This is a genomic window from Tomitella fengzijianii, from assembly GCF_007559025.1.
GTDB classification, from domain to species: domain Bacteria; phylum Actinomycetota; class Actinomycetes; order Mycobacteriales; family Mycobacteriaceae; genus Tomitella; species Tomitella fengzijianii.
The window spans coordinates 897,462-921,195 of the sequence record NZ_CP041765.1; the positions used below are offsets into that span (position 1 = coordinate 897,462).

Sequence of the window (23,734 nt, forward strand, 5' to 3'; positions counted from 1 at the left end):
GGTGTCATCAGCCGGACCCTGCCCGGCAGATGACACGTATGCGATGAGGGGAGTTCAGCATGACGATGCCACCGCAGGGCGGATCCGGGCAGCCGCCGCAGGGAGACTTCGGAGGGCAGCCCGAGGGCGCGTATCCGGCGCCCGGTCCGGGGCCTTACCCGACGGCCGCGTGGGGAGCCGGGTATCCCGCCGGTCCGCAGCAGCCCTACCCGGGCCCGCAGCAGCCGTACCCCGGCCCGCAGGCGCAGCCTGCGGACAAGGGATTCTTCGGTGCACTGTTCGACTTCGATTTCGAGCACGTCGTCACCCCTCGGATCGTCAAGATCGCCTACATCCTGGCCGCGGTCGTGATCGCACTGCTGTACTTCGTCTTCACGGTGGCGGCCTTCTCGGAGTCCGTGGCCGGAGGCTTCGTGGTGATGCTGATCGTGGGGCCGCTCATCGGGCTGGTGTACCTCGTGCTCGCGCGCATCACGCTCGAGTTCTACCGGGCCATCGTGGTGATGGGCGCGGACATCCGTGAGATGAAGAACGCGCAGATGAGGCTCTAGGGTTCGCGCGGCGCGGAAGGTGCGACGCACACGGGGGCGGGCCGCCACGGCCCGCCCCCGAGTGCGTCCCGGCGGAGACGGCCGACCCCGCGACTCACGCGAACGGCGACGCGAGCAGCAGCTCCACGTTGTGATCGGCCGGGCCGCCCATGTTGTCCGGGTCCCGGTTGACGTCGTTGTAGGACAGTTCGCGGTAGAGCGACGCGAGTCCCAGCGGCGACAGGTCGTCGTACGGCACCTGGCAGGGGGCGTCCGATTCGATGAGGGTCGCCAGCAGCGACAGCGTGCCGTCGGCGTTGTCGACCACCTCGATGACGCGCGCGTACTGCGGGAAGTCGATGTGCGACGCGGTATTGACCTCCCAGAATCCCTGCTGCGCGGTGGGTCCCGGATGCGGGGTGACCTTGTTGGCGTGCGTGTGGCCGTTCACCCAGGCGCACACATTGGGGAAGCGGTGCAGCAGGGCCACGAGCTCGGCGCCGGAGTGGCGCGGCTCCGCCGGGTTCTCCGGGTCGGGGATGAGCAGGCCGGTCGTATCGCTGGTGTGGTGGCTGAAGAGGACGAAGAGGGTGTCGTCGGCGCCGGTGCGCACCTCGCGTCCGCCGGCGTCGAAGTATCTGCTGCTGCCGGCGGCGAGGGTCTGTTCGATCCAGCGGAACTGGGCGTCGCCGAAGGACCCGTCGACGAATCCGCCGCGGTTGGTGGAGTCCATGCTGATGCCGACGACCCCCGGTGCGATCTCGAAGCCGTAGTAGCCGATGCCGGTTTCGGGTGCGTCGGCGGCGAAGCCGTGGCCGTGCGGCCCGGGGCCCAGGTAGCGGGGGTCGAAGTGTGCTGCCATGAACTCCCGGGGCGTGAACGGCGCGCGGCGTTCGTCGGGGGTGACGATGCGGGCGGGGTTGGTCATCTGCCCGATGAGCCCGGGCACGGCGGCCGGGTCGGCGCGCAGCGCCCGCTGGAGCCGCTCGGCCTCCTCCGCCGAGCCGGGCGCGCCCAATTTCAGGTTGCTCGTGTACAGGTCGGTGATCGGCGGGATGCCGCTGGGGGCGGTGCCCAGGACGCTGTCGTCGTGGTTGCCGAACACCGCGAACCACGGCACCGTCAGCCCGGGGCTGGACATCGGCGCCAGCGCGGCGTCGAAGTAGCCGTCGATGACGGGGAACCCGGCGCGCTTGAAGCTGTCGGTGTGCCGCGACTCCGGGTTCCAGTACAGGTCGAAGCCGGAGTCCTGGGTGCCCTCGTAGCGGTGCAGGTCGCCGGTGTTCGGTGTGAACCGGCCGCCGCTGAGCGCGGTGAGATACCAGTCCAGCTCCACGTGCTCGTGGTTGTCGGTGTTGTCGCCTGTGGTGACGACGGCGTCGAACCGGCGGCCCGAGTGCGGCCCGCCGGCCAGCGCGTTGATGCGGCCCACGAGCGAGGTGAGCCCCTGCGTGGTGAGCAGGTCCTGGGGGCGCGACGCGGACCCGATGAGCGGGTGGACGAACTCGACGCGCACGGGGGACTGGGCGTCGAGGATGTGCATGTCCGTCATCTGGACGAGGGAGGCGAGCGCGCGCCGGCGGTCGGCACGCGCGGCTTGTGCAGGCGCGAGCTCGGTGCGCACGACCACCGGGTATGCGGGCCCGGCCGTGAGCCGCTGGTACCCGTGCGGCCCGGCGGGGGTGGCGACGGCCTCGAGCGTGGTGCCGGCCGTCGACCCGGCGAGGGCGTCGGCGTGGGCGGTGGCCGGCGTCCAGAACCCGCCGCCGATGCGGCTCGGGGCGGCGGCGCCGAGCACGTTCAACGTGAGTGCCCCGCCCAGGCCTGCGCCCGCGCCGGTCAGGAACCTTCTGCGATTCACCTTGGTCACGGCCGTCATCCTATGTGATCTGGACGACCATCCGGCAAGAATCGGGAGGGGGATGCGTGTCGGGCGTCGCGGGGCCAGCAGCGGGAAGGGTTGAGCGCTGGCACTCGCATGTATAGAGTGCTAGTTGGTACCGAAGCGGTTCCGGCACCCGCGACGACGGGACTGCGTGACGCACCGATCCGACTACATTCGATCCGCGCCCGGCGGGGGACGACCCCGCGGGTGTGTATGACCACTGAAAGTGGAGGGCTCATCGTGGCGAGCGTGAACATCAAGCCGCTCGAGGACCGGATCCTCGTCAAGACCAACGAAGCGGAGACGACGACCGCCTCCGGCCTGGTCATCCCCGACACGGCGAAGGAGAAGCCCCAGGAGGGCACCGTCATCGCCGTGGGCCCCGGTCGCTGGGACGACGAGGGCGAGAACCGCATCCCCGTCGACGTGTCCGAGGGCGACACCGTCGTCTACAGCAAGTACGGCGGCACCGAGATCAACTACAAGGGCGAGGACTACCTCATCCTGTCGGCGCGCGACGTCCTCGCGGTCATCGGCTAGCAGTTCCCCCGGGCGTCGGCCCGTACCGCATCGCGGTCCGGGCCGCAGCCTGTGACGTGACCCGCCCCGGAGGCGCCGCCCGAGCGGCGGCCCCGGGGCGGGCCCGTATCAGCGAACTGCCGAGAAGATCCGGAGGAGAGCCATGGCCAAGCAGATTGAATACAACGAACAGGCGCGCAACGCGATCGAGCGCGGCGTGGACCAGCTCGCCGACGCGGTGAAGGTGACGCTGGGACCCCGCGGCAGGAACGCGGTGCTCGCCAAGGCGTTCGGCGGCCCCACCATCACCAACGACGGTGTGTCGGTGGCGCGCGAGATCGAGCTCGAGGACCCGTTCGAGAACCTGGGCGCCCAGCTGGTCAAGTCGGTCGCCACCAAGACCAACGACGTGGCGGGCGACGGCACCACCACGGCGACGGTGCTGGGCCGGGCGATCGTGTCCGGCGGCATCCGCAACCTGGCCGCCGGCGCGAACCCGGTGGCGCTGGGCGCCGGCATCGCGCGGGCGTCGGAACACGTCACCGCGTCGCTGCTCGACGCCGCGCGCCCCGTGGAGGGCAAGGACGCGATCGCGAAGGTCGCCACCGTCTCCTCGCGTGACGAGGAGATCGGCACGATGGTGGGCGAGGCGATGACGGTCGTGGGCGCCGACGGCGTCGTCACCGTCGAGGACTCCGGCACCATCGACACCGAGCTGCAGGTGACCGAGGGCGTCCAGTTCGACAAGGGATTCCTGTCCCCGTACTTCGTCACCGACGTCGAGGAGCAGGAGGCGGTGCTCGAGAACGCGCACATCCTGCTGTTCCGCGAGAAGATCAGCTCGCTGCCGGATCTGCTTCCGCTGCTGGAGAAGGTCGTCGAGAGCGGGCGGCCGCTGCTGATCATCGCCGAGGACGTCGACGGCGAAGCGCTCTCCACCCTCGTCGTGAACGCGTTGCGCAAGTCCCTCAAGGCCGTCGCGGTCAAGGCGCCGTTCTTCGGCGAGCGCCGGAAGGCGTTCCTCGACGACCTCGCGGTCGTCACCGACGGTCAGGTGATCACGGCCGACGTGGGCCTGACGCTGCAGTCGGCGGAGCTGTCGATGCTGGGGACGGCCCGCCGCGTGGTGGTGACGAAGAACGACACCACCATCGTCGACGGCGCCGGCGCCAAGGAAGAGGTGGATGCGCGCGTGGCGCAGCTGCGCGCGGAGATCGAGTCCTCCGACTCCGAGTGGGACCGGGAGAAGCTCGCGGAGCGCGTGGCGAAGCTCGCGGGCGGCGTGGCCGTGATCCGCGTGGGTGCCGCCACCGAGACCGAGCTCAAGGAACGCAAGCACCGGGTCGAGGACGCGGTGGCGGCGGCCAAGGCCGCCGTCGAAGAGGGCGTGGTCCCCGGCGGCGGGACGGCGCTGGTCACGGCCTCGGCGGGGCTTCGGGAGCTGGCGGAGTCGGCCACCGGCGATGAGGCCGTGGGGATCGAGCTCGTGCGCACCGCGCTGCAGGCGCCGCTGTACTGGATCGCCGCCAATGCGGGCGTCGACGGCGCCGTGGTCGTCGAAAAGGTTGCGGAACTCCCGGCCGGACACGGCTTCAACGCCGCGACGCTTGAGTACGGCGACCTGGTCGCGGACGGCGTCATCGACCCCGTGAAGGTCACGCGGTCCGCGGTGGAGAACGCCGCCTCCGTGGCGCGCATGGTGCTCACCACCGAGGGCGCCGTGGTGGACAAGCCGGAGGAGGACGACGACGCCGGGGCAGGCCACCAGCACTGATCGCGGCAGCTGCCGCAGTGGCAGGACGACCGTGGCCCGCGGGCACCGCACAGGTGCCCGCGGGCCACGGTCGTTTCCGCCTGCCGCGGGTCGTCCGGACCGCGGCAGGCGCCACCCGGCGGGGTGGGGATCGGGAGGGTCAGGAGGCGGCTCGGCCGGAGCGCGCGCGCCCGCGTTCCTTGATGATCGACAGGCGCTCGGATTCGGACAGTCCACCCCAGATGCCGTACGGCTCCGCCATCGCCAGCGCATGCTCGCGGCATGTGACCAGCACCGGGCATTGCGCGCACAACTGCTTGGCGCGCTGTTCGCGCGCGGCGCGGGCATGGCCGCGCTCACCGTCGGGATGGAAGAAGACGGACGAGTCGACTCCCTGGCACAGGCCCTGCTGCTGCCAGTCCCAGTCGTCGACGAGAGGGCAGGGGATGGCGTGCGGGCGGCTCATGGCACCTCCGTCGGTGATCGTTCCGGGCGGGTCTGTTGCGCGGCGGGTCCGCTGCGCGCCGTCCGGCCTTGGTTCGGGGCCATCCGGAGTGACACGCGGCACGACGTCGTCGGGCGTGCTGCCACTCTAAGCAGGTGCGGAAAATCGTGTCAAACGCCTGTGTGTCACTCGCGGGAGGATTCGCAGCGGACAACCGGAGGATCGTGGGTGCGCGATCCCAACATCTGAAACGCACCATCGCCTGTTGGGGCCGTGCCGGATCCCTTCGGGGCGCTCGTGCACACTCGGCGGAAACAGACGGGGCGGTGCGGACGGGGCCGTCCACGCGACGACGAGGACGGTGCGGATGATGCCTGCATGGACGGAGGCCGGCGGCGCGGATCCGGACGTGGTGCCGGAGGGGGCCGATGCGCGTGCCCGCCTTCTGCACTCGGCCGCGTTCGGGGACGGGCCCGCGAGCATTGCGGGGCGCATCGGCGACGGTGCCGCGCCGCCCGTCGATGGCCCCAGGCGCGGACTTCCCGCCGCGCGCACGCCGCGTGAGCTCTGGTGGCGGGCGGTGGCGCACTCGGGGGCCGGGTTCTACGCCCGGGCCGGCAGCGATCTGGCTGTTCTGACGGCAGCGGGGGCCGGGGCGGGATGGGACGCGCTGGCCGCGTCGACCGCCGCCTCGCTGCTTCGGCAGATGGGCTGCCACGAGCGGGCGGCCGTCCTCGACGGCCGCGCGCTGGCGCGGCTCGCCGGCGCCGGACCCGCCGCGGCCGGACCGGTTGCCGGGCATGCCCGCGCGGATGCCCTGACGGGGCTCGCGGCGGATCGCCTGGGGCGCGGAGATTGGCGCACGGCGCAGCGGCTTCTGACCCGATGCCGGGCGCTGCTCGAACCCGAGGGCCCCCGGAAGGCGCGGGGCGCGTGCGCGGCGCCCCGATTGCTGTTGCGCGTGCACTGGGTGACGGCGGAGACCGCGATGACGGCGGGCGACGCGGCCTCGGCGGTCGCCGCGGCGCGCGCCGCGCAGGAGATGCTGGACGCCGGGGCGTTCCCCTCCGAGCGGCACCGGGTGAAGACTCTGCTCGTCGCGGCGGCGGCGGAGGCGGTGGCGGGCAGGCCCGTCCCGGCGGCCGGCATGGCGTCGCGTGCGCATGCCGCCGCCCGGTCGGCGGGGCTGGTCCCGCTCCGGTGGGCGGCCGCCATGCTTCTCGCAGGCGTGACGGAGAACCCGACCGCCGCCACGGCCGAATCCGACGTGCGGGCGTGCCACGACGTCCTGGCCGTCCGCGGAGGCGACGATCCGCGCCTGATGAGAGGCGGTCTTTGAGCCTCCGGGACCCACGTCCCAGGCGGCCGTGGAGACCCTGGAGACGCGAACACGGCGCGGCGCGGAGGTGCCACAGTGCACCGCGGCGCACCCCCGGCCGATAGGGTGGGGCAGGACAATCGACTTGAAACATGCATCGCCGCTGTTCGCCGGCGGGGCGAGGACTGGGGCTTGAAGGCACGATGACGCGACCGGACGACGAGGTATCCCGGGATGTCGCGGATGCCGTGGCGGGTGATCGCGCCGCTCTGCATCGGCTGCTGACCGAGATCCGCCCCCTCGTCGTACGTTACTGCCGCGCCCGGGTGGGTTTCGCCGAACGCGGTTTCGGCTCGGCGGACGACGTGGCGCAGGAAGTGTGCATGGCGGTGGTGACGGCGCTGCCGCGCTACAAGGATCAGGGCAAGCCGTTCATGGCGTTCGTCTACGGGATCGCCTCGCATAAGGTCGCGGACGCGCACCGTTCCTCCGCGCGTAACAAATCGGAGCCCACCGCAGATATACCGGATGAGATCGGGCGCAATGGTGTCCAGGACGGCACGTACCTGGACCCGGAGCAGTCGTATCTGGATGCGGAATCCCGTGTGCGGGTGGAGCGGCTCCTCGAGGGGCTGCCGAGCAAGCAACGCGAGATCGTCGTTCTTCGATTGATCGTCGGGATGTCCGCGGAGGAGACGGCGGCTGCGGTGGGCAGTACCGCCGGTGCGGTGCGCGTGGCCCAGCACAGGGCGCTCGCGAAGCTGAGGAATTCTTTTGGAGAGGCGGGTGAGCAGGGTGTCCGAGCGTGACAGCGCGACGGGCGACGAGTCCCCGGGGTCGGACCTCGCCGCCATCCTGCGCGATGATGAGTTCATCGAATCGATACTCCGCGGCGGCGAAGTGCCGGCCGATGGGGACGGCGAGGCCGAGCTCGCAGTGCTGTTCTCGAGCGCCCGCCATCAGGTCGTGAACACGCCGATGCCGGGCATGCCGTCGGAGGACGAGCTCGCCGCCGCTCTGGCGTCGGGGGTCGCGGAGGCGGGCGGGGGTGCAGTGGTTCCGCTGCGCCGGAGCCGCCGGCACCGCTGGATGACGACGGTGACCGCAGGCGCGGCCTCGGTCGCGGTGCTGCTCGGCGGCATCGCGGTGGCAGGGCATTTCCTGGGGGCGGGCGAGCCGGTCGGACACAGTTCGGAGGACTTCGTCACCGCGGCCAGCATCCGCGACGATCTGGCCCACGCGAAGAACCTGCTGGCCAAGGGGGATCTGCAGGGCGCCCTGGCGATCCTCGATTCGGCCACGGCGAAGATGGACAAGATCCGCGGGGACTCCGCCTTCAACGAGCTCGACGACACCCGCGTCGACCTCTGGGCGCAGGCCACAGGGCGGCCGAAATCCGAGGCGCCGGCGGTGGGTGCGGACGCGCCCGCCCCGGCCCCTGCACCCACGAGCACGGTCGCGCCGCCGACCCCGCCGCCCCCGCCGCCGTCCATCGGCATCGAAGGCGTGCCAGGCCTGCCGAACATCACCGTGCCGCTGCCGCAGATTCAGCTGCCGCAGCTGCCGCCGGTGCAGATCCCGCAGTTGCCGTTGCCCCAGGCGCCGAAGCCGCCGGCGACCACCACGCCGGCGCCGACGACCACGCCGACTCCCACGCCGACGGAGACGCCGGCGCCGTCATCCAGCGCCGACCAGCCGCCGCCGGTGATCTTGGAGGCGCCGACGCCCACCGGGAACGAGCAGAAGCAGCTGACGGATCTCGACCCGAACTGACGAGCGGTGAGTGGGTCCCGATCGGTCGGATCGGGTCACGGGTCGACCCGCGTGGGAAAAGTGCACAACACGGCGATCGCCGCCGCGCCCTGAGTGGGCGTGGCGGCGATCGTCGTGAAGCGGAAGATCCGGGTGAATCCGGGAACGGCCGGACGGCTCAGATGTCGTGGCCGTCGCTGAACAGCGAAGCGTCGTTCATCGCGGCATCCGCGTATCCGCGGCAGTAGTCCCAGGTGACGTAGTCTTCAGGCTGCGGGTCGAAGGCCGGCTCGTGCGGGCGCACGCTGCCGTCGACCAGCAACTGCATGAGGTTGGCACGCAGCATCTCCCAGTCATGGAAGTGGTCGTCGTGGCAGTCCTCGCAGGCGATGACCAGGCCGCGCACTCCGCGGTGGCCCAGCAGCGCCTCGTAGACCGCGAGGTCGGCCAAGTCCTCCTCGACGGCCAGGCGTTCATGGGCGTCGAGCGGCTGGGCCGGTTCCTGGGAGTCGAAGGCCGCGGCGGGATCGGCGGGGTCGCCCGCGAACGGATCCGGCGGCAGGCCGGGCGGCAGATGCTCGTGCACGATGCCCACGGTACTTGGGGAGCACCCGAACCCGCCACCGCAGTCCCGCAATGCGCGCGTCGCGGAGACGGGCCGTGCGCCTGTAGCCGGAACACGGCGGCGGCATCCCGCATGGTGACGGCGGTCTCGTGGTGCGCGGGCCGGGCGGTCCGGACGCGTGGATCCCGATACCATGGACGGCATCCCCATCCGCAGCGGCCACATCCAGGAAGGCCAAACATCGTATGAGCAATCCGGCCGGGCAGGTAAACGGAAACGTCAGGTTCGGCGGCGACCGCGACGACAAGGTCGCGATGACCGGACTGACGTTCGACGACGTCCTGCTCCTCCCCGCGGCCTCCGAGGTCATTCCCGGCGGAGTCGACACGTCCACGCAGGTCACGCGCAATATCCGGCTGCGTGTGCCGCTGGCCAGCTCGGCCATGGACACGGTCACCGAGGCGCGGATGGCCATCGCGATGGCCCGGGCCGGCGGCATGGGCGTGCTGCACCGCAATCTGTCGGCCGACGCGCAGGCGGGGCAGGTGGAGACGGTCAAGCGGTCCGAGGCCGGAATGGTGACGGATCCGGTCACCTGCAGCCCGTCGCACACGTTGGCGGAGGTGGACGCGATGTGCGCGCGCTTCCGCATCTCCGGGCTGCCCGTGACGGACGAGTCGGGCGAGCTGGTGGGCATCATCACCAATCGCGACATGCGCTTCGAGATGGACATGGGCCGCAAGGTCTCCGAGGTGATGACGCGGACGCCGCTGGTGACCGCGCAGGAAGGCGTCTCGGCGGAGGCCGCGCTGGGGCTGCTGCGGCGCCACAAGATCGAGAAACTGCCGATCGTGGACGGCGGCGGCAAGCTCACCGGGCTGATCACGGTCAAGGATTTCGTCAAGACCGAGCAGTACCCGGATGCCACGAAGGACCGCGACGGGCGTCTGCTCGTCGGCGCGGCGGTCGGCGTGGGTGAGGAGTCGTGGACGCGCGCGATGAGCCTCGTGGATGCGGGAGTCGACGTTCTCGTCGTCGACAGCGCGCACGGGCACTCGGCGGGTGTGCTGGAGATGCTCTCGCGGCTGCGCAAGGAGGTCGACAGCCGGGCCGGGGCCGGCGGAGTCGACATCATCGGCGGCAACGTCGCCACCCGCGGCGGCGCGCAGGCGCTGATCGACGCCGGCGTGGACGCCGTCAAGATCGGCGTGGGGCCCGGGTCGATCTGCACCACGCGCGTGGTGGCGGGCGTGGGGGCTCCGCAGATCACCGCGATCCTCGAGGCGGCGGCGGTGTGCCGCCCGGCGGGGATCCCGATCGTCGCCGACGGCGGCCTCCAGTTCTCCGGCGACGTCGCGAAGGCGCTGGCCGCGGGCGCGTCCACTGCGATGCTCGGCTCGCTGCTCGCAGGGACGGCCGAGTCCCCCGGTGAGCTCGTGCTGGTGGGCGGCAAGCAGTTCAAGGCGTACCGCGGTATGGGCTCGCTGGGGGCGATGCAGGGGCGCGGGCAGGGTAAGTCCTATTCCAAGGACCGCTACTTCCAGGACGACGTGCTCTCCGAGGACAAGCTCGTACCCGAGGGCATCGAGGGCCGGGTGCCGTTCCGCGGGCCGTTGGGCTCTGTGATCCACCAGCTCACCGGCGGGCTGCGCGCGGCGATGGGATACACCGGCGCCCGCACCATCGCGGAGTTGAACGACGCGCAGTTCGTCCAGATCACCGCGGCCGGGCTCAAGGAGAGCCACCCGCACGACATCCAGATGACCGTCGAGGCGCCCAACTACTATTCACGCTGACCGGCGGTGCGCCGAGGTGCGCGCCGCGGCGGCATAATGGACGGTCGGCGGCCGCCACGTGAGGTGGCCGCCGTGCTCTTCGGAACCAGGAAAGGGGACACGCGTGCGTGACCTCGTGGAGATCGGCATCGGGCGCATCGCCCGGCGCACCTACCAGCTCGAGGACATCGACATCGTCCCCTCACGCCGCACGCGCTCGGCGAGGGACGTGTCCACGGCCTGGCAGATGGACGCCTACAGGTTCGACATCCCGCTGCTCGCGCACCCCACCGACGCGCTCGTCTCGCCGCAGTTCGCGGTGGAGATGGGCAAACGCGGCGGGCTGGGCGTGCTCAACGGCGAGGGGCTGTGGGCACGGCACCGCGACGTCGAGGACAAGCTCGCGCAGCTGATCGAGGTCGCCCAGGGCGAGGACGGTGAGGACGCGGCCATCCGCATGCTGCAGCGGCTGCACGCCGCGCCGGTGGACCCCGACCTCCTGGGGGAGGCGGTGGGCGCCATCCGCGATTCCGGTGTCACGACGGCCGTGCGCGTGAGCCCGCAGAACGCCGCCGCGCTCACCCCGCACATCGTCGCCGCGGGGGTGGACCTGCTGTTCATCCACGGCACGATCATCTCCGCCGAGCACGTGGGCGCGGGGGAGGCCGAGCCGCTCAACCTGAAGACGTTCATCAACGAGCTCGACGTCCCCGTGGTGGCGGGCGGCGTCAGCGACCACCTCACCGCGCTGCACCTGATGCGGACGGGCGCGGCCGGCGTCATCGTGGGCTACGGGGCGGCCGACGGGGTCACCACCAGCGGCGAGGTGCTGGGCATGGGCGTGCCGATGGCCACCGCCATCGCCGACGCCGCCGCGGCCCGCCGCGACTACCTGGACGAGACCGGCGGCCGGTACGTGCACGTCATCGCAGACGGCGACATCCACACCTCGGGCGACGTCGCGAAGGCCATCGCGTGCGGCGCCGACGCGGCGGTCCTGGGGACCCCGCTGGCGCTCGCGGAGGAGGCCCCGGGCAAGGGCTGGTACTGGCCGACGGTGGCGGCGCACCCGTCCATGCCGCGCGGCGCCATCGTGCCCGTCACCTTCGACGACCGCCCGAGCCTCGACACCGTGCTCGGCGGTCCGGCGGACGACCCGTTCGGCTCGCTCAACCTGGTGGGCGGCCTGCGGCGCTCGATGGCGAAGTCCGGGTACTCCGACCTCAAGGAGTTCCAGCGGGTCGAGCTGAGCGTGCGCGGATAGGGCGATCGGGCCGGGTGGCGCCGGAAGCCTCCCGCCTTGCCGACTGTGAACGACGGCACACATATACCCGGTACCTGACGTTATAGTAAGCTCCGCTCCACGGACTCAGGGCAGTGGTCGATGTGGAGGCAGCGCGATGGCACCAGGCGTGGACGGGCCGGACTACGACGTGGTGGTCGTCGGGTCGGGATTCGGGGGCAGCGTCAGCGCGCTCCGCCTGACCGAGAAGGGCTACTCCGTGGGAGTCCTCGAGGCGGGGCGCCGCTACGCCGACGACGAGTTCGCCGCCACCAGCTGGGACCTCAAGAAGTTCCTCTGGGCTCCGCGGCTCGGCTGCTACGGGGTGCAACGCGTCCACATGCTGCGCGACTGCCTCATCCTCGCGGGCGCCGGCGTGGGCGGCGGTTCTCTGAATTACGCGAACACCCTCTACAAGCCCACCGGGCCGTTCTTCAACGACCCGCAGTGGGCGCACATCACCGACTGGGAGGACGAGCTCACCCCCTTCTACGAGCAGGGCCGGCGGATGCTCGGGGTGGTGCAGAACCCCACGATGACGCCCGCCGACGAGGTCATCAAGTCGGTGGCCGACGACATGGGCGCGGGCGACACGTTCATCCAGACGCCGGTGGGCGTGTACTTCGGCGAGGCCGGAAAGACGGTGGACGACCCGTACTTCGGCGGCGTCGGGCCCGCCCGCACCGGGTGCATCGAGTGCGGCGAATGCATGACGGGATGCCGGCACGGCGCCAAGAACACGCTGGTCAAAAACTATCTGGGACTGGCCGAGCGGGCCGGCGCCAAGGTGCACCCCATGACCACCGTCACCGCCGTGCGCCGGCGGGCCGACGGGCTGTGGGAGATCTCCAGCGAGCGCACCGGCGCCTGGGTGCGCAAGCAGCGCCGCACGTTCACCGCCGCCAACGTGGTCCTCGCCGCGGGCACCTGGGGCACCCAGAACCTCTTGCATGCGATGCGTGACACGGGCACGCTGCCCGGGCTTTCGGGCAAGCTCGGCGAGCTCACCCGCACCAACTCGGAGTCCATCGTGGGCGCGGGCAAGTTCGCGGTGGACCCGGAGAGGGATCTGACCAAGGGCGTCGCCATCACCTCGTCGTTCCATCCGACGGACGACACCCACATCGAGCCGGTCCGCTATGGCAAGGGCTCCAACGCGATGGGGCTGCTGCAGACGCTCATGACCGACGGCGGCGGGCCGATTCCGCGCTGGCTCAAGCTGCTCCTGCTGATCCTGCGCCACCCGCTGATGACCCTGCGCATGCTCAACGTGCGGCGGTGGTCGGAGCGCACGATCATCGCGCTGGTCATGCAGAACCTCGACAATTCCATCACGACGTTCACCAAGCGGGGGCTGCTGCGGCGGCGGCACATCAGCAGCCGCCAGGGCCACGGCGAACCCAACCCGTCGTGGATCCCCGCGGGCAACGAGGCCACGCGGCGGATCGCCGACAAGATCGACGGCATCGCGGGCGGCACCTGGGGCGAGATCTTCAACATCCCGCTCACCGCGCACTTTCTGGGCGGCGCGGTGATCGGTGACGGGCCGGACGACGGTGTGATCGACCCGTACCACCGGGTGCACGGGTATCCGACGATGTACGTGGTGGACGGCGCGGCTGTGTCGGCCAACCTGGGCGTCAACCCGTCGCTCACCATCACCGCGCAGGCGGAGCGTGCAGCTTCGATGTGGCCGAACAAGGGCGAGGCCGACGCGCGGCCGCCCCAGGGCGAGGGCTACCGGCGCATCCGGCCGGTGGCGCCCCGCAGCCCGTTCGTCCCGGCGGACGCGCCCGGAGCGCTGCGGTTGCCGATCACGCCGATCCAGGCGAGCTGACCGGGGCCGACGCCGTGCGGCCGGCGGGACGGCCGTGTCTGTGATCGGGGTAATGGGGCGAGAGGCGGCGGGCAGGCACAATCGGGCCATGCGCTTTGTTTCGACGGAGACCCTTGGCGAGGACGCCAGGTCTGTCAGCGAATCCGGCGAACCGGACTTCGACACTGCAGCGGGATCGGACGGCGACGCCGCTCTCCGCCGCATCGACTTGGAGGTCGGTGGCATGACCTGCGCAGCCTGCGCCAGTCGTGTCGAGAAGAAGCTGGGCAAGCTCGACGGCGTGGTCGCGGCCGTCAACTATGCGACGGGACGGGCCACCGTCGACGCTGCCGCGGGGGTGTCGGAAGAGGAGCTGCGCCGCACCGTCGAGTCCGCTGGATACACGGCGACGGCCGCGCAGGATGCCCCCGACGCGGATACTCGACGCGCCCGCTACCACGATGAGTTGCGTTCGCTGCTGGTGCGTCTGGCGGTGGCGGTGGTGCTGTTCATCCCGGTGATGGACCTGTCGGTGATGTTCGCGGTGGTGCCGTCGACGCGGTTCGCCGGGTGGCAGTGGCTGTTGCTGGCGCTGTCGATTCCGGTGGTGACCTTCTCCGCATGGCCGTTCCACCGGGCGGCGCTGGTCAACCTGCGGCATGGCGCGGTCACGATGGACACGCTGGTGTCCACCGGCATCACGGCCGCCACCGCCTGGTCGATCTACACCATCTTCACCCCGTCGATGCTCGAGCACGAGGCCGACGGCGTGTGGGACGCGGTGATGCATTCCAGCACCATCTACTTCGAGGTGGCCACCGGTGTCACCGCGTTCGTGCTGTTCGGCCGGTTCCTGGAGGCTCGGGCCAAGCAGCGGGCGGGCGACACGCTGAACGCCCTCGCCGCGCTGGCCGCCAAGGAGGTCACCATCCTCACCCGGGCGGGCGTGGAGATGCGGATTCCCGCCGACCGGCTCGGCGTGGACGACGTCTTCGTGGTGCGCCCCGGCGAGACGATCGCCACCGACGCCGTGGTGCAGGCCGGCGGCTCCCTGGTGGATGCCTCCGCCATGACCGGCGAGGCCCGGCCCGTCGAGGTCGGAGAGGGTGACGCGGTGCTCGGCGGCACTGCGGCGCTGTCCGGGCGGCTGGTGGCCCGGGCGACCGCGGTGGGCGCCGAGACGCGCCTGGCGGAGATGGCCCGGATGGTCGCCGAAGCGCAGTCCGGCAAGGCCCAGGTCCAGCGCTTGGCGGACAAGGTGTCATCGGTGTTCGTGCCGGTCGTGTTCGCGTTGGCGATCGCCACCTTCCTGGGCTGGTGGCTGCTCGGCGACGGGTCGCTCGCGGACGCGGCGAACCCGGCCCTGGCGGTGCTCATCATCGCCTGCCCGTGCGCGCTGGGGCTGGCGACGCCCACCGCGCTCATGGTCGCGTCGGGGCGCGGTGCGCAGCTGGGCATCTTCATCAAGGGGCCGCAGGCGCTGGAAGCCACCCGCGGAATCGACACGGTGGTGTTCGACAAGACCGGCACGATCACCGAGGGGAGGCTGACGGTGCAGTCGCTGGTGGTCGACCCCGGCGCGGCACTGGAGAGTGCGCCGGAGGGGGAACACCGGCGCGAGGAGGCCCTGCGCCTGGCGGCGGGCGTCGAGAACGCCTCCGAGCACGCGGTGGCCGCGGCGATCGTCGGCTACGCGCGGGACGCGGGCATCACGGTGCCGGAGGTGGCCGGATTCGAGGCGGCCACCGGCCTGGGCGCGCGCGGCACGGTGGAGGGCCGGGACGTGCACGTGGGCCGGGAGCGGGCGCTCCAGGAGGCGGGGGCGATCGTGTCTCCGCTGCTGCGCTCGGCTGTCGCCGAGGCGGAGGACGCCGGCCGCACCACGGCCTTGCTGGCCGTCGACGGGACGGCGGTGGCCGCGTTCGGCCTGGCGGATTCGGTCAAGCCCGACGCGGCCGAGGCGGTGGCGCGTCTGCACGGCGCGGGCCTGCACACGGTGATGCTCACCGGCGACGGCCCGGTGGCGGCGCAGCGCATCTGCGAGCAGGTGGGCATCGACGAGTTCCATTCCGGCCTGATGCCGGGTGACAAGGTGGGGCTGGTGCGCGGCCTGCAGGAGCGGGGCCGGCGCGTGGCGATGGTCGGCGACGGGGTCAACGACGGCCCGGCGCTGGCGACCGCCGACCTGGGCATGGCGGTGGCCACCGGCACCGACGTGGCGATCGAGGCGGCGGACGTCGTGCTGGTGCGCCGACGGTTGACCATCGTGCCGGACTCGGTGGACCTTGCGGCGGCCACGTTGCGCACCATCCGGGGCAACCTCATCTGGGCGTTCGGCTACAACGTGGCGGCCATCCCGATCGCGGCGTCCGGGCTGCTCAACCCGATCGTCTCGGCGGCGGCGATGGCGTTCAGCTCGTTCTTCGTGGTGAGCAACTCGCTGCGATTGCGCCGGTTCGGCGCCGTGGACGGCCGATAGTCACCGTCGGATGCGCTGCAGTTCGTCCAGCAGCGCCTCCGCGCCGTCGGCGTCCTCGGCGGACGCGGTGCCGCCAGGGCCGTCGCCGGAGTGCGGTGCCCTCCCGACGGCCCGGTATTCGCGCCGGAACCAGCGCACCAGCAGGATCGTCACCGCGATGAGCACCGGGATCTCCCCGGAGACCCAGGCCAGCAGACCGCCGATCATCTGGTCGTGGAGCAACCCGTCGGCGTCGAGCAGGTCGAAGGCCTGGTAGAACGTGTTTCCCAGGACGGTGTCGGAGGTCATGACGACGATTCCGAACAGCGCGTGGAACGGCATGATCGCCAGCAGCATCCCGATGCGCCCCAGGTTCCCCAGGCGGCGTCCCGGCAGGCCGGCGCCGACGATCGGCCAGAAGAACAGGCAGCCCGTCACCAGGAAGTGGATGTTCATCCACTGGTGGCCCCAGTGGTAGCGGATCACGTCGTCGAACAGCGGCGTGAAATAGAACCCGAACAGGGTCACGACGTAGATCGTCAGGGCTACCCACGGCGTGGTGAGCATGCGGACCAGGCCCGAGCGGGTGAAGGTGTCCACCCATTCGCGCGGACCCGATATGCCGCCCGGGCGCGGGGGCGTGGCGGCGCGGATCAGGCCGAGCGGTGCCGCGGCAACCAGCATGGGGGCCGCGGCCAGGTTCAGGATCAGGTGCAGCACCATGTGCATGCTGAACTGCGCGCTCGACCACGTGTTCACCCCGGACGAGGTGGACAGCGCGATGAGGACCCAGCCCGCCGCCCACAGCCAGGTGCGGTGCGCCGGCCAGGTCCCGCCGGTGCGGTGCAGCCGGCGTACGGCAAGAAGGTATCCGCCCAGCATGACCACGGCGATCGTCAGCCACAGCGCGTCCACCCGCCACTCGGTCACCAGGCCCGTCCACGTCCATGGCCCGGGGATGTCGTAGCCGATGTAGATCTCGTGCCCGGTGGTCGCGGTGCGCAGCAGCGACGGGGACGGGACGCGGCCGGCGAATGCGGCCGCGGCGAACGCGGCGAGCACCAGTACCAGGTCCGGGAGCAGCTGACGCGGGCCGGCTCCGGGCTTCACCGGTCGGCGGACGCGGGCCACGGCGAGGACGGCCAGCAGGACGGTGGCGGCCGTCTGCGCCAGTGCCGCCACGCCGTAGGCGGAGGTGAGGTCGCCGCCGCGGAGCTGCAGCCAGGTGATCCCCGCGCCGGACAGGCCCAGCAGGACCACCACACCCGCGGTGCACCACCGGACGCGGCGCAGTACTTCGCCGACGGGCGCGTTCGGGGCGGCGGCGCGCAGGTACGACCATGCGGCCACGAGCACACCCAGCCATACCGCGGCCGCCGCGGAGTGCAGGATCAGGAAGTTCGTGGCCAGGTCGTGGGAGAGGCCCTGGCCGTTGTTGCCGACCATGCCCGGCGCGAGCGCGGCGGGCAGCGACAAACCCAGCGTGGCCAGCACGGTCATCCAGCGCAGCGCCATGCGCAGCACCACGGCGACGACGACTGCCAGGACGAATGCCACGGTCCACGATTTCGGCTGCTCCACGGCCGCGTAGACGTCGAGGAACGCGTCGCGGCTCATCATTTCGCTGATGGAGACACCCGCGCCGTCGGCGGCGGTCGCGAGGATCATCACCGCCGCCGCGGCCGCCCATACCGTGGCGGCGCGGGAGGCCAGCCGGGTGGCCGCGTAGCCGCGCGCGCCCAGCAGGCCATCGCCGGAATGCCCGACGAAGAACGTTGCGAACACCGCGGCGCCCACGGTGACCGAGCCGGCGATCATCGCGGCGGCCCGCATGGCCGCCATGAGCGTCACCGACGCATCGCCTGGGTACAGCGACGAGACGATGTCGTACGGCCACGACCCCAGCCAGGCCGTCGCCGCCGCGGCCGCGGCGACGCACAGCGCGAACAGGACGGGCACGATGACCTGGCGCGAGGTCCGGCCAGCGCGGCGGGGCGCTGCCGTGGGGGCCTTCGAGGCCGTGCTCTGCAACGGTTCCGTATCGCCGGCGGGGTCGGTGTCGCTCGACCGCCCGGTGCCGCCCGGCTGTCCGGTGCGGCCTGTCGTGTCTGTATCGACCATGGGGTCCTTGTTGTTCATCTGCGCTGATCCTGTAGTTCTTTGAGCATGGCGTTGTAGGCGTCGAGTTCGTCGTCGCCGTACCTGTCGATCTGGCGGTCGTGGCGGGAGGCGGTGCGCCGGTCGCTGCGGGCCCACTGCGTGGCGAGTGAAAGGAACACCACCAGCAGCGGCAGTTCTCCGGACACCCACGCGATGCCCCCGGCGACGGTCTGCTGGTGGTCGATGGCGTCCGGCCCCAGGACGCCGAGCGCGCGGTAGAAGCTCTGGCCCAGCGCGCCGGACATCGACATCACTGCGATGCCGAAGAACGCGTGGAACGGCATGATGGCGAACAGCACGCCGAGACGGCCGACGTGCGGCAGCCGCTTCGGGCCCGGATCGATACCGATGATCGGCCAGTAGAACAGGTACCCGGTGATCAGGAAGTGCACCGTCATCCACTCGTGGCCCCACGGTGCGCGGATCGCCCAGTCGAAGATCCCGGAGAAGTACAGCCCATAGAGGGTGACGATGTAGATGGTGATCGCCACGAGCGGATTGCACAGCATCCGGGTGGACCGGGCGTGGACCAACAGCATGATCCACTCGCGCGGGCCCGGCAGGGACCGGGCACCGGCAAGCGCATCCGGCGCGTCGGTGCCGGTGTTCGGGGACTCCCCGGCGCCCAGGGCCTGCGGCCGTCGACGGCGCGCGGGCAGTGCACGCATCGCCAGCGTCACCGCGCCGCCCATCGCGAGCAGCGCGGGGATGAACAGGCTCAGGCCCATGTGCAGGATCATGTGCACGGTGAATTGGCCGTACGCGTAACGATTCACTCCGGTGCAGGTGATCACCGCGACGCCGAGGCACCCGCTCAACCACGACACCGTGCGCGCCACCGGCCACGTGTCCCCGCGGACGTGCAGCCGCCGCACCGCCATCAGATAGAACACGGCCATGGCGACGACGAGCGGACCGAACAGCACGTCCACCCGCCAGTCGGTCACCAGCCGCGCCCAGGTCCATTCCCCGGGCACGTCGAAGCCGACCATCAGCTGCTGCACGCTGAGCGGGTCATCCGGCGCGGGCCGGTCGACGTGCATCATCATCGTGGTGCTGACGGCGAGGACCAACAGCGCGCCGGCCTGCCCGGCGATGAGAACGCGGTCCGGACGATGGTGTCCGCAGTGGCGCTGCCGGGGACGGCGGTGGGCGGCCGCGGTGGCGGCGACCGCCACCGCAAGTGCCCCCAGGGAGACGGCGGACAGTGCACCCCACGCCGACGCCCATGACCCGCGCATGGTGATGACGACGATGCCGACGACCGAGTAGGCGAGCGCCGCCAGACACACCCACGACAGGTGCAGATGACGGCGGGTGGCGGCGGCGGTGGAGTCGCGGCGCGCGAGGTGGGCGGCGGCGCCGAGAAGTACCGGCAGCGTGACCGCGATGATGAGGCCGAAGACGCCGGTGCGGTCGTGGTCCGCCCCGTGCGTCAGTGTGCCCACAGTCGCGGGCAGGGCGGCCCCGGCGCACCCGGCGGCCACGCCTGCGAATCGTGTCTGCCACGCGCGCGCCCACCACGCGAATCCGGCCGCTGTGCCCGCCGCGAGTGCGGAGGCCGCCCAGGCGACGCGGGGCCCGGCGCCGTCGGAGGCATCGACGGTGGCCGCGGCGACGACGGCGACCGCCACCCACGCGAGGGAGGCATACCGTGGCAGCGCCTCCGCCGCTGGACGCCCGCGTATTCGGCCGCGATGGTCGGGATCGCTGGTGAGCAGGACGTGGGTGGCGGGGCCCACGGTGGCTGCCGCGAGCAGGACCGCCGCCATCTGCAGTGCCGTGGTTGCCGGGCCCCCCACTAGCGCCGCCGGTGCAGCCGCAGACCACCGTGGTCCACGAGTGCGTGTCGATTGCCGTTGTCGCACAGGCTGTGCGGCACACGCTGCAACGGCCGGGCGGTGCCGTGAGTGAAGGCCGTAGCGGCGTTCTCATCCCCGCTTCCGGCGGCGAGTGCCGGACGGGTCGGCGACGCGTCGTCCACGATTCGTCCTTTCGTGCAGTCGGCGTTCGTGTTCGGCGGCAGGGGTACCGGGAGCCGTCTACTACGCAACGTAGTCTTTACAGGTGGGAGAAGCTCCGATCGGTGATACGCCTCACCGGGCGGCGTGTGCCCACGATGCGCGCCGGAGGCCGTGCCGGTGGTCGCCGCACGCACCGGAGGCGCGCCTTGCCGCCCGTCGCGGCCGGACACGAGGAGTGCACGGGAGGTGCAGACGATATGAGGGACATCAGCGGAATGGGAGACATGGGAGACATGCACGATCATGCGATGACGTTGCTCCCGGGCGGGCTCGGCATCGCGTTCGGCGTCGTGTCGCTGCTCGTGGTCGTCCCGCACCTGCGGCACGTCGCGTCGACGGCAGGGCAGCACCGCTGGTGGCATGCCGGCCACATCGTCATGGCGCTGGGCATGGTGCAGATGTTCCTGCTGGGGATGGGCAACCCGGGTGTCGACAACGCCATGGGCGGGCTGTTCATCGCCATCGCATTCACCGTGCTCGTCGTCGCGGTGTGGTGCCGGACGCGCGAAGGAGTCGTCAATCCGCTGTGGATTGCCACGGCTCTCGACATGGCGGCGATGGCCTATATGTATGCGCCGCAGGGACTGCGGCCCGCACCGGTGACCTGGCTGGTCATCGCCTACCTGCTGGTGCAGGCGATCGCATGGGCGACCGGCGCCTGGGGTCGCGTACCGGTGTTCGCACTCGAGCCTGCAGCGGTGCCGACGGGAACCGGTGGCGGTGGCGGAGACCCGGCAAGCGTTGTGGCGGCGGGTGAGGGCGCGGCGCTGACGGCGCGGCTCGGTGTGGGGCTCAGTGGCCGCAACGGCCCGGGCGTGCGCGCCACACTCACGGTGATGGCGCTGCTCATGGCGTACATGCTGCTCGCCATGGTGTGACGATATCGGCCCTGCGGGGGCGACCCGGGCGGAGTTCCGCAGCGAGGGACTGCATCCCACCGTTATCGACGATGAATCGAACCCGGTGCGGGTCATGGGGTTTGGCAGGTGGTGCCGCAGTCGCGTCGTCGCCATCGGTAGGCGACGGCGGCGCCGAGTAGTGCGAGGGATACCACGGCGAGGTAGGGCTGGATGGGTGCCCAGAGTCCGAGTGCGCCGGAGGTGCCGACGGCGAGGAGTACGAGTTTGTTGCATACGGGGCAGCCGACGGCGAACAGGGCGAGGGCGGCGCCGCCGTAGGCGCCGGATTTGCCGGTGGTGTCCTGGGGGCGGGTCATGCGGATGGCGAACCATGCCGCGGTGAGCAGGCAGGTGGCGGCGAGGACGGGGTATTCCCACCATCGCACGGGGATCTCGCGGGAGAACCAGGGGTTGGCGATGATGTCGGTGGGCACGCCGACGATCACCGCGGTGGCCACTGCGGCCACGGCGGCGCGTGCCCAGTGGAACCGGGTGCGCGGGCGGGTGTCTGTTGCCGCGGGCTGGCCTGGTGCGACGCGCATTCCGGGCTCCTTCCTGTGGGGGGTCACGCCGGTGCCGGTGGCGGTGCTGATCGCCGGTGTCGGGCGTGACGTGTGTGTCCTATCCGGCATGGTAGCCATCTACTACTATCTGGCATAGTAGTTGGGGTGGGTCTGCCCGTGGGGCGCGTGGTGGCGTGTTCCGCGGGTGGGCCGGCCCATGCGCAACTTTCGAGGACACGGAGCACAGATGAGTACCAGTCCGGAATCCGGCGGCACGCCGCGTGGCGTCGGTAGCACCCGGCGGCGCCTGGAGATCGCGGCGATGGCGGTGCTGGCCGTCGTGGCCGTGACGCTCGGGGTCATTGTTTTCACCGGTAATGATGATGGCGGGGGCGGGCAGTCGTCTGCGGCCGCGTCGGGCGGGCAGGGGGTCACGCCGGGCGAGTTGGGGCCGCTCGGTGAGCTGGCGACCCGCGAGGAGGGGGATCCGTTGGCGCTCGGCGCGGTCGATGCTCCGGTGGTGCTGGTCGAGTTCGCCGATTACCGGTGCCCGTTCTGCGCGAAGTTCAGCCGTGATGTGGAGCCGGGTCTGGTCGCCGAGTACGTCGAGTCGGGGCAGTTGCGGATCGAGTGGCGTGATATGCCGATCTATGGGGATGAGTCGATGCTCGCTGCCCGGGCGGGGCGTGCCGCGGCGGCGCAGGGCCGGTTCTGGGAGTTCAACCGGGCGTTGTATGCGGCGGCGCCCGAGGGTGGGCATCCGGGGATGGATGTCGATAAGTTGCGCGGGTTCGCCGAGGATGCGGGGGTGCCGGATATGGATCGGTTCACCGCGCAGATGCAGAGCACTGAGTTCGATGCGGCGATCGGGGCGGATGTGGCGCAGGCCCAGCAGTTGGGGATTCCGGCGACGCCGGCGTTCTCGATCAACGGCAATCCGATGCTGGGGGCGCAGCCGGCGTCGGTGTTCAATCAGGTGATCGATGCTCTGCTCGGCGGGGAGGGGGGCGCATGAGTTCGGAGATCGGGCTGCTGGGCGCGTTGCTGGGGGGCATGTTGTTGCTGCTCAGTCCGTGTTCGGCGTTGTTGTTGCCGTCGTTTTTCGCTTATGCCTTCGATGGGGTGGGCAAGCTTGCGGCGCGTTCGGCGTTGTTTTATCTGGGGTTGGCGACGGTGATGGTGCCGTTGGGTGCCGGGGTGGGTGCGTTCAGTTCGTTGGTGACGCGGTATCGGGGGACGGCGACGCTGGTGGGCGGGATCGTGTTGATCGTGTTCGGTGTGGTGATCATCGTGGGGAAGGGGTTCTCGTTCGGGCCGGCGCAGCGGGCGAGTGCGTCGATCAAGATTTCCGGGAATGTGTCGGTGTATCTGCTGGGGACCGTGTATGCGTTGGCCGGGTTTTGTGCGGGGCCGTTGATCGGGGCGGTGTTGTCGCTGGCGTTGATCGGGTCGAATCCGGTTTACGGGGGTGTGATCGGGGCGGTGTTCGCGTTGGGGATGACGGTGCCGATGTTCGTGTTGGCGTTGTTGTGGGATCGGTTCAAGCTTGGTGACCGGCGGTGGTTGCGGGGGCGTGGGATCAAGATCGGTCCGTTGCATACGCACACGATGTCGTTGGTGTCGGGGTTGTTGTTCATCGCGATCGGCGTGTTGTTCCTGGTGACCGATGGTACGGCGAATCTTGGTGGGATCGTGGGGGTCGATACGGATCAGCAGTTGCAAGAGAGTGTGAGTGGTTTCGCCGGTTCGGTGTCGAATGCGGCGGTGATCTTTGCTGTGGTGGTTGTTGTGGGGTTGGTGTTGGGGTGGCGCATTGATCGTCGGCGTCGTCGCGAGCAAGACGCCGACAATGCCGACGGCACTCACAGCACCGACAGCGGCGACAGCACTGACAGCGGCGAAAACGCCGACGGCTCTAACAGCGCCGACAGCACTGACAGCGGCGACGAGGATGAAGCGGTGCCGTCCCGCGCCGGGGATGTGGCAGCGGCACCCGACGCCACTTCCGCAGCGGCCGAGCGGGACTCGGCGGGGTGATCGCGCGGGTCCG

Annotated in this window: 19 protein-coding genes; 13 read left to right on the forward strand and 6 right to left on the reverse strand. The window is 70.9% G+C overall.

Going from position 1 to position 23,734, the window contains the following annotated elements:
- Positions 1-59 precede the first annotated feature (59 nt).
- Positions 60-551: a DUF4282 domain-containing protein gene (locus tag FO059_RS04120; protein ID WP_143906605.1), complete on the forward strand. Its 492-nt coding sequence runs from the start codon at positions 60-62 to the stop codon at positions 549-551.
- Between the two features lie 94 nt (positions 552-645).
- Here the strand turns inward: FO059_RS04120 and FO059_RS04125 are convergent, their stop codons facing one another.
- Positions 646-2,400, reverse strand: a complete 1,755-nt coding sequence (locus FO059_RS04125) for a TIGR03767 family metallophosphoesterase (RefSeq protein ID WP_143906607.1) — start codon at positions 2,398-2,400, stop codon at positions 646-648.
- Positions 2,401-2,655: 255 nt separating this feature from the next.
- On the opposite strand from FO059_RS04125, the gene groES reads away from it, so the two are divergent.
- Positions 2,656-2,955, forward strand: coding sequence for a co-chaperone GroES (groES, locus tag FO059_RS04130; RefSeq protein ID WP_143906608.1), 300 nt, complete (start codon positions 2,656-2,658; stop codon positions 2,953-2,955).
- Between the two features lie 142 nt (positions 2,956-3,097).
- Positions 3,098-4,708: a chaperonin GroEL gene (gene groL / locus FO059_RS04135; RefSeq protein WP_143906610.1), complete on the forward strand. Its 1,611-nt coding sequence runs from the start codon at positions 3,098-3,100 to the stop codon at positions 4,706-4,708.
- Between the two features lie 139 nt (positions 4,709-4,847).
- Here the strand turns inward: groL and FO059_RS04140 are convergent, their stop codons facing one another.
- Positions 4,848-5,153, reverse strand: coding sequence for a WhiB family transcriptional regulator (locus FO059_RS04140; RefSeq protein ID WP_143906612.1), 306 nt, complete (start codon positions 5,151-5,153; stop codon positions 4,848-4,850).
- 346 nt (positions 5,154-5,499) lie between these two features.
- Between FO059_RS04140 and FO059_RS04145 the strand changes: the two genes are divergently transcribed.
- From FO059_RS04145 to FO059_RS18315, 3 genes are all read left to right on the forward strand, one after another.
- On the forward strand, positions 5,500-6,471 hold the full coding sequence (locus FO059_RS04145; protein ID WP_143906614.1) for a hypothetical protein: 972 nt from the start codon (positions 5,500-5,502) through the stop codon (positions 6,469-6,471).
- Between the two features lie 182 nt (positions 6,472-6,653).
- Entirely contained in the window at positions 6,654-7,259 is a 606-nt protein-coding gene (locus FO059_RS04150; RefSeq protein WP_143906616.1) for a sigma-70 family RNA polymerase sigma factor, read from the forward strand.
- Positions 7,237-8,223 carry an anti-sigma-D factor RsdA gene (locus FO059_RS18315; protein WP_158726780.1) on the forward strand — a complete coding sequence of 329 codons (987 nt, stop codon included), beginning with the start codon at positions 7,237-7,239 and terminating at the stop codon, positions 8,221-8,223. The genes FO059_RS04150 and FO059_RS18315 overlap by 23 nt, the downstream gene beginning before the upstream one ends.
- Positions 8,224-8,380: 157 nt before the next feature.
- Here the strand turns inward: FO059_RS18315 and FO059_RS04165 are convergent, their stop codons facing one another.
- Positions 8,381-8,788 carry a DUF5319 family protein gene (locus FO059_RS04165; protein ID WP_143906621.1) on the reverse strand — a complete coding sequence of 136 codons (408 nt, stop codon included), beginning with the start codon at positions 8,786-8,788 and terminating at the stop codon, positions 8,381-8,383.
- Positions 8,789-9,012: 224 nt separating this feature from the next.
- Here FO059_RS04165 and guaB point away from each other — a divergent pair, with 224 nt between their 5' ends.
- The 4 genes from guaB to FO059_RS04185 all read left to right on the forward strand — a co-directional run bounded on the left by guaB (position 9,013) and on the right by FO059_RS04185 (position 16,119).
- On the forward strand, positions 9,013-10,563 hold the full coding sequence (guaB, locus tag FO059_RS04170) for an IMP dehydrogenase (protein ID WP_143906623.1): 1,551 nt from the start codon (positions 9,013-9,015) through the stop codon (positions 10,561-10,563).
- 103 nt (positions 10,564-10,666) lie between these two features.
- The gene (locus tag FO059_RS04175) at positions 10,667-11,806 is read left to right on the forward strand and encodes a GuaB3 family IMP dehydrogenase-related protein (RefSeq protein WP_143906625.1); all 1,140 of its coding nucleotides are present in this window, start codon (positions 10,667-10,669) and stop codon (positions 11,804-11,806) included.
- Between the two features lie 136 nt (positions 11,807-11,942).
- Entirely contained in the window at positions 11,943-13,661 is a 1,719-nt protein-coding gene (locus FO059_RS04180) for a GMC family oxidoreductase (RefSeq protein WP_143906627.1), read from the forward strand.
- An 88-nt stretch (positions 13,662-13,749) separates the two neighbouring features.
- Positions 13,750-16,119, forward strand: coding sequence for a heavy metal translocating P-type ATPase (locus FO059_RS04185; RefSeq protein WP_143906629.1), 2,370 nt, complete (start codon positions 13,750-13,752; stop codon positions 16,117-16,119).
- Here FO059_RS04185 and FO059_RS04190 read toward each other — a convergent pair whose 3' ends face one another.
- A complete protein-coding gene (locus FO059_RS04190; protein ID WP_143906631.1) occupies positions 16,120-18,237 on the reverse strand; it encodes a cytochrome c oxidase assembly protein in 2,118 nt (705 codons plus the stop codon).
- Positions 18,234-20,030: a cytochrome c oxidase assembly protein gene (locus tag FO059_RS04195; protein WP_143906633.1), complete on the reverse strand. Its 1,797-nt coding sequence runs from the start codon at positions 20,028-20,030 to the stop codon at positions 18,234-18,236. Before FO059_RS04195 ends, FO059_RS04190 begins: the two co-directional genes overlap by 4 nt.
- A 500-nt stretch (positions 20,031-20,530) precedes the next feature.
- On the opposite strand from FO059_RS04195, the gene FO059_RS04200 reads away from it, so the two are divergent.
- Positions 20,531-21,160 carry a DUF5134 domain-containing protein gene (locus FO059_RS04200; protein ID WP_158726779.1) on the forward strand — a complete coding sequence of 210 codons (630 nt, stop codon included), beginning with the start codon at positions 20,531-20,533 and terminating at the stop codon, positions 21,158-21,160.
- Positions 21,161-21,252: 92 nt separating this feature from the next.
- Here the strand turns inward: FO059_RS04200 and FO059_RS04205 are convergent, their stop codons facing one another.
- Positions 21,253-21,723: a hypothetical protein gene (locus FO059_RS04205; RefSeq protein WP_233267130.1), complete on the reverse strand. Its 471-nt coding sequence runs from the start codon at positions 21,721-21,723 to the stop codon at positions 21,253-21,255.
- 283 nt (positions 21,724-22,006) lie between these two features.
- Here FO059_RS04205 and FO059_RS04210 point away from each other — a divergent pair, with 283 nt between their 5' ends.
- Both FO059_RS04210 and FO059_RS04215 read left to right on the forward strand, forming a co-directional pair.
- Positions 22,007-22,699 (forward strand): DsbA family protein, encoded by a 693-nt coding sequence (locus FO059_RS04210; RefSeq protein ID WP_143906637.1) that lies wholly within the window; start codon positions 22,007-22,009, stop codon positions 22,697-22,699.
- Positions 22,696-23,721, forward strand: coding sequence for a cytochrome c biogenesis CcdA family protein (locus FO059_RS04215; protein WP_143906639.1), 1,026 nt, complete (start codon positions 22,696-22,698; stop codon positions 23,719-23,721). Before FO059_RS04210 ends, FO059_RS04215 begins: the two co-directional genes overlap by 4 nt.
- Positions 23,722-23,734: the final 13 nt, after the last annotated feature.

What these genes read in the sequence shown, in the direction of transcription:
- FO059_RS04120 (WP_143906605.1), top strand. Translation starts at nt 60, where the DNA reads ATGACGATGCCACCGCAGGGCGGATCCGGGCAGCCGCCGCAGGGAGAC.
- groL (WP_143906610.1), top strand. Translation starts at nt 3,098, where the DNA reads ATGGCCAAGCAGATTGAATACAACGAACAGGCGCGCAACGCGATCGAG.
- FO059_RS04140 (WP_143906612.1), bottom strand. Translation starts at nt 5,153, where the DNA reads ATGAGCCGCCCGCACGCCATCCCCTGCCCTCTCGTCGACGACTGGGAC.
- FO059_RS04145 (WP_143906614.1), top strand. Translation starts at nt 5,500, where the DNA reads ATGATGCCTGCATGGACGGAGGCCGGCGGCGCGGATCCGGACGTGGTG.
- FO059_RS04150 (WP_143906616.1), top strand. Translation starts at nt 6,654, where the DNA reads ATGACGCGACCGGACGACGAGGTATCCCGGGATGTCGCGGATGCCGTG.
- guaB (WP_143906623.1), top strand. Translation starts at nt 9,013, where the DNA reads ATGAGCAATCCGGCCGGGCAGGTAAACGGAAACGTCAGGTTCGGCGGC.
- FO059_RS04180 (WP_143906627.1), top strand. Translation starts at nt 11,943, where the DNA reads ATGGCACCAGGCGTGGACGGGCCGGACTACGACGTGGTGGTCGTCGGG.
- FO059_RS04185 (WP_143906629.1), top strand. Translation starts at nt 13,750, where the DNA reads ATGCGCTTTGTTTCGACGGAGACCCTTGGCGAGGACGCCAGGTCTGTC.
- FO059_RS04190 (WP_143906631.1), bottom strand. Translation starts at nt 18,237, where the DNA reads ATGAACAACAAGGACCCCATGGTCGATACAGACACGACAGGCCGCACC.
- FO059_RS04195 (WP_143906633.1), bottom strand. Translation starts at nt 20,030, where the DNA reads ATGGCGGCGGTCCTGCTCGCGGCAGCCACCGTGGGCCCCGCCACCCAC.
- FO059_RS04200 (WP_158726779.1), top strand. Translation starts at nt 20,531, where the DNA reads ATGACGTTGCTCCCGGGCGGGCTCGGCATCGCGTTCGGCGTCGTGTCG.
- FO059_RS04205 (WP_233267130.1), bottom strand. Translation starts at nt 21,723, where the DNA reads ATGCGCGTCGCACCAGGCCAGCCCGCGGCAACAGACACCCGCCCGCGC.
- FO059_RS04210 (WP_143906637.1), top strand. Translation starts at nt 22,007, where the DNA reads ATGGCGGTGCTGGCCGTCGTGGCCGTGACGCTCGGGGTCATTGTTTTC.
- FO059_RS04215 (WP_143906639.1), top strand. Translation starts at nt 22,696, where the DNA reads ATGAGTTCGGAGATCGGGCTGCTGGGCGCGTTGCTGGGGGGCATGTTG.